The 5,719-nt window shown below is 68.3% G+C and carries 2 protein-coding genes; both read left to right on the forward strand.

Translation table 11 applies throughout. From position 1 onward, the window contains the following. Nucleotides 1-2,931, forward strand: a 2,931-nt coding sequence (gene recC / locus CAPSK01_RS19540; protein ID WP_034930765.1) for an exodeoxyribonuclease V subunit gamma, incomplete at its 5' end; no start/stop codon positions are given. Beyond that, nucleotides 2,928-5,719: exodeoxyribonuclease V subunit beta (recB, locus tag CAPSK01_RS19545; protein ID WP_273704131.1), on the forward strand; the 2,792-nt coding region annotated here is incomplete at its 3' end. The genes recC and recB, both read left to right, overlap by 4 nt.

The raw sequence follows: 5,719 nt of genomic DNA on the forward strand, positions 1-5,719 counted from the left end.
CACGCGGCGGCAGCGAATGCCGGGCGGGCGGGTGTGCACGCGGCCTTCCTGCGTTGCGCCGCGCACTGGCCGGAGGACGAGCGTCCCGCCGACCTGCCGCGCCGGGTGATCGTGTTCGGCGTTTCGAGCCTGCCGCAGCAGTCTCTGGAAGTGCTCGCGGAACTGGGGCGCTGGACACAGGTGCTGATGTGCGTGCACAACCCGTGTCAGTATTTCTGGGCCGACATCGTCGCCGATCGCGACCTGCTGCTGCACAGCGGGCGTTCCCGCCAGGCGCGTCGGCCGAGCGTCCCGGATTTCATTGCCGACGAACGGCTGCATCTGCACGCACAGCCGCTGCTCGCCGCCTGGGGCAAGCAGGGGCGCGATTTCATCGGCCTGCTCGAAGCACACGACGACGATGCGGCGCGCGCCGGCTACCTGCCGCATTTCGCCGCCATCGGGCAGCGCATCGAGCTATTCAAGGACTTCGGCGGGGCCACCCTGCTGCAACAACTGCAGGACGACATCCTCGAATTGCGCCCGCTGGCCGAGACGCGCGCGCACTGGCCAGCCGTCGACCCGGCGCGCGATGCTTCGATCCGTTTTCATGTCGCGCACAGCCCGCAGCGCGAAGTCGAGATCCTGCATGATCAACTGCTCGCCGCCTGCAATGCCGACGCGACGCTGCGCCCGCGCGACATCCTCGTCATGGTGCCCGACATCGACCGTTACGCGCCACACGTGCAGGCGGTGTTCGGCCTGCCCGAAGCCAGCGATGCGCGCTACCTGCCGTTCAGTGTCGCCGACCAGGGCCGGCGCCAGGTCGATCCGCTGCTGCAGGCGCTCGCAAAGCTGCTCGATCTGCCGCAGTCGCGCCTGGCGGTCAGCGATCTGCTCGACCTGCTCGAAGTGCCGGCGCTGCGGCAGCGCTTCGGCATCGCCGAAGACGAGCTGCCGCAATTGCAGCGCTGGGTCCGGGGTGCCAACATTCGCTGGGGGCTGCACGCCGAGCAGCGTGCCAGCCTCGATTTGCCGCAGCACGCCGAGGCGGCGGCGCCGAACACCTGGCTGTTCGGCCTGCGACGGATGCTGCTCGGCTACGCTGTCGGTGCCCATGCCGCGGCCTGGCAGGGGATCGCGCCGTACGACGAAATCGGCGGCATCGATGCCGCGCTGCTCGGACCGCTGGTGCAGTTGTTCGACCGCCTGGACGCCACCTGGCGGAGTTTGCGCCAGCCAGCGACCGTCGACGTCTGGTGCGCGCGCCTGCGCGCCTTGCTCGCCGACTTCTTTGCCGCCGAGGACAGTGATGACGCCTTCACCCTGCTGCAGCTCGACAGCGGCCTGCAGCGCTGGCAGGGCGCCTGCGAAGAGGCGGCACTGATCGAGGAACTGCCGCTGTCGGTGGTCGGCGAGTCCTGGCTCGCCGGCTTCGATGAGGGAGGACTGTCGCAGCGCTTCTTCGGCGGCGTCATCACCTTCGCCACCCTGATGCCGATGCGCGCCATCCCGTTCCGGCGGATCTGCCTGCTCGGCATGAATGACGGCGACTACCCGCGCACGCGCACGCCGATGGACTTCGACCTCATGGCGCTGGACTATCGGCCGGGCGACCGCTCGCGCCGTGAGGACGATCGCTATCTGTTCCTCGAAGCGCTGCTCTCGGCGCGCGATGGCCTGCACATCTCCTGGGTCGGCCGCAGCATCCACGACAACAGCGTGCGGCCGCCGTCGGTGCTGGTTGGGCAATTGCGCGATCACCTGGCAGCGGGCTGGACCCTGGCCGGTCACCCCGGGCCCGCCGGCAAAGCGGGCGAAGCCCTGCTCGCGGCGCTGACCGTCGAGCACCGGCTGCAGCCCTTCAGCCCCGACTATTTCCCGGCGTTTCCGGAGGAAGCCAGACTGTTCACCTATGCGCAGGAGTGGCAGCCCAAAGTCCAGGCCGCTGCGGATGCGCAGACCGTCTTGCCGCTGCTGCTGCGTGAAGAGCCGCTGTCGCTGCGCGATCTCGGCGACTTCCTGCGGCAGCCGGTCAAGGCCTTCTTTCGGCAGCGCCTCGGCGTCTCCTTCGAGATCGACGATCCGCTGAGCGATGATCAGGAACCCTTCGATGTCGACGGCCTGGGCCGTTGGCAGGTGCAGGACGAGTTGATCCGGGCGCAGGTCACTGCGCTCGAACAGGAGCAGGACATTGCCGCCGCACGCAATGACCGGCTTGCCGGCATCCGGCGGCGCGGCGATCTGCCCGGGGGGGCCTTCGGCGATGCGCTGGCCGACGAGCTGCTGGCGCCGATGGACGATTTCCTGGAGCGCTATCGGCGTGCGCTCGCGCGCTGGCCGTCGCCCGTCGATGGCGAGCAAGAGATCCGCTTCCAGGTCAGCAGTCAAGGGCAGGAACTGGCGATCGCCGACTGGCGCGGTGGCCTCCGCAGCGATGGCGCTGGCCGGCGCGGCCGGGTCGTGCTCGAAACGAGTGATCTGGTCAGGAACAATCAATATCGCGGCGAAAAGGTCATCCGCCACTGGGTCGAGCATCTCGCCCTGCAGCTCGCCGGCGGGCCGCTGAGTACCGAGATCGTCAGCAAGGCCGGCGATGTCACCCTGCCGCCCCTGACGATCGAACAGGCCCGCTGCCATCTGGGAAAACTTCTGCTCGCCTGGCAGCAGGGAATGCAAAGGCCGCTGCCGCTGGCGGCCAGGACGGCGTTCGCCTACCTCAAGGGAGGCGACGAGGCGGCGCGCAAGGCATACCAAAGCGCTTACCAGTTTCTGGGCGAGGTCGACAGCGACGCCTATCTCAAACGCGCCTATCCGGATTTCGACGCGCTGCTGGCCAACGGTGAGTTTCACGCGCTGGCCGAGACGCTCCTGCGCCCGCTGTTTGAGGCGATCCCGGCCAGCAGAGAGAAAGCCGGCCGGGCGGAGAAGGGTGCGGGAGTGTCCGCATGAGCCCCGCCACACTGCCGACGGCGCCCGGCACGACCGTCGAAACGCTCGATCCTTTGCGTTTCCCGCTGCATGGCAGCCGGCTGATCGAGGCCAGTGCCGGCACCGGCAAGACCTTCACGATTGCCGCGCTGTATGTCCGCCTGGTGCTCGGTCATGGCGCGGAAAACGCTTATGCGCGCCCGCTCACGCCACGCGAAATCCTCGTCGTCACCTTCACCGAAGCGGCGACGCAGGAGCTGCGCGACCGCATTCGCGTCCGTCTGGCGCAAGCGGCCGCCTGTTTCCGGGTCGATGCCGGCGAGGACCCCGGCGAAAACGACAGTGCCGTTGCCGACGCGCTGCTGCGTGCACTGCGCCAGGAGTACCCAGCGGAACAATGGCCGGCCTGCGCCCGCAAGCTGCAGCTGGCTGCCGAAGCGATGGACGAGGCGGCCGTCTCGACCATCCACGCCTGGTGCCAGCGCATGCTGCGCGAACACGCTTTCGACTGCGACAGCCTGTTCACCCAGACGCTGGAAACCGATCCGGACGAGCTGCTTGCCGAAGTCGTTCGCGACTACTGGCGCAGCTTTCTGGCGGCGCTCGACCGCGAGGCGGTTGCCGAGGTGCGGCCATGGTGCTCGGGTCCCGCCGCCTTGCAGGCGCACATCAGGAATCTCGTCGCACATGCCGATCGGCTTGCCGAGTCGCCGCGATCCCCGGCGGAGGCGCTGCGGGCCAGCCTGAGCGAAAGGCGCCGCCGCCTGGCTGAACTCAAGGCGCCGTGGGCGGAATGGGTGGCCGAGTTGCAGACGCTGCTCGATACGGCACGCGATCAAAAACAGTTTGACGGCACAAGACTCAAGAAGAACCACTACGACAATTGGCTGCTCTTGCTCGCCCAGTGGTGCGAGGACCCCGACAGGGTCGATCTGGGGCTCACTGACGCGGCGAAGCGGCGCCTTACACCGGACGGTCTGGCTGAAGTCTGGAAAACCGCTCCTTCTCCCGACCATCCCGCACTGACCGCGATCGCCGGTCTTTCGGCCGCGCTGCAGGCCTTGCCCGACGCGCGCATCGACCTGCTCCGTCACGCGGCACGCTGGGTGGCACAGCGCTTTGCCGACGAGCAGGCGCGCCGTGCGCAGATGGGTTTCAACGATCTCCTCACCCGGCTCGACGCCGCGCTGCACGCGCCCAGTGGCCAACGTCTTGCCGACAGCATCCGGCAGCAGTTTCCGGTGGCGCTGATCGACGAATTCCAGGACACCGACCCGGTCCAGTACCGGATTTTCGAGGCCGTGTATCGCGTTGCGCGGAATGCTCGAGACTGCGCACTGATCCTCATCGGCGATCCCAAGCAGGCGATCTACGCCTTCCGCGGTGCCGACATCCACACTTATCTGGCGGCTCGCCACGCCTGCCTCGAGCGGCTCTACACGCTGAACAGGAACTACCGCTCGACCAGGGCCATGGTTCTGGCGACCAATCACTGCTTCGCGGTGGCCGAAGATCGTGCGAGCGGCGCCGGCGCTTTCCTCTTCCGCCGCGGGACGGACAATCCGGTGCCCTTCATCACCGCCGAGGTACAAGGCCGCGCCGATGCGCTGCAGGCCGACGGCATGCCGGTGCCGGCGCTTACCGTCTGGTACCTGCCACCCAATCCGGATGGCAAACCCCTGGGCAGGACCGCCTATCGCGAACAGATGGCGGCCAGTTGTGCCGGCGAGATGGTGCGCCTGCTCAATCTTGGCCAGGCGAGGCGGGCCGGCTTCGCTGGCGAGACCGGCCTGCAGAGCGTGCGCCCGGCCGACCTCGCGGTACTGGTCAACAGCCGCAGTGAAGCCGATACGATGCGCAGGGCGCTGGCGCAGCGCGGGGTGCGCAGCGTCTATCTCTCGGACAAGGATTCGGTGTTCGAGAGCGCCGAAGCTGGCGAACTGCAGCACTGGCTCGCTGCCTGCGCCGAACCCGACGACGGGCGCCTGCTGCGCAGCGCGCTGGCCACCGCCATGCTGGGCCTGAGCTGGCGGGAACTCGACACGCTCAACCACGACGAGATCGCCTGGGAAGCGCGCGTCCTGCAGTTTCGCGGCTATCGGGACTGCTGGCGCCGCCAGGGCGTGCTGCCGATGCTGCGCCGGCTGCTCAACGATTTTGAGGTGCCGGCAAGGTTGCTCGGGCGCGGCGATGAGGGCGGGGCGGTCGACGGCGAACGCACGCTGACCAACGTGCTGCACCTTGCCGAATTGTTGCAGCAGGCGAGCGCGCTGCTCGACGGCGAGCACGCACTGATTCGTCATCTCGCCGAACAGCGGCGCGATGCCGCCAGTGCTGGCAGCGACGCGCGCCAACTGCGCCTGGAGAGCGACGCCGATCTGGTGCGGGTGGTCACCGTGCACAAGTCCAAGGGGCTGGAATACCCGCTGGTCTTCCTGCCCTTTGCCTGCGCCTTCCGGGCAAGCGACGCCAGGGATCTGCCGTTGAAATGGCATGACGATGACGGGTGCCTGCAGCTCGCGCTCGCTGCTGACGCAGGCATCGTCGATCGGGCAGACCGCGAACGCCTCGGCGAGGACCTGCGCAAGCTCTATGTGGCGCTGACTCGTGCGCGTTACGCCACCTGGATCGGCGTCGCGCCGCTCAAGGATCTGGAGCGCAGCGCTTTCGGCTACCTGCTGGGCGGTGGCGAGGCGGTGACAGCGGCTGCGCTGCCGCAGGCGCTCGCAGCCTGGCGCGACCACTGCCCGCACATCGTCCTGGCGCTGGCGCCGGCAGCCAGCGCTGAGCGCTTCCTGCCGCAAGCCTC

The organism is Candidatus Accumulibacter vicinus (assembly GCF_000584955.1).
In the GTDB taxonomy this organism is placed as follows: domain Bacteria; phylum Pseudomonadota; class Gammaproteobacteria; order Burkholderiales; family Rhodocyclaceae; genus Accumulibacter; species Accumulibacter vicinus.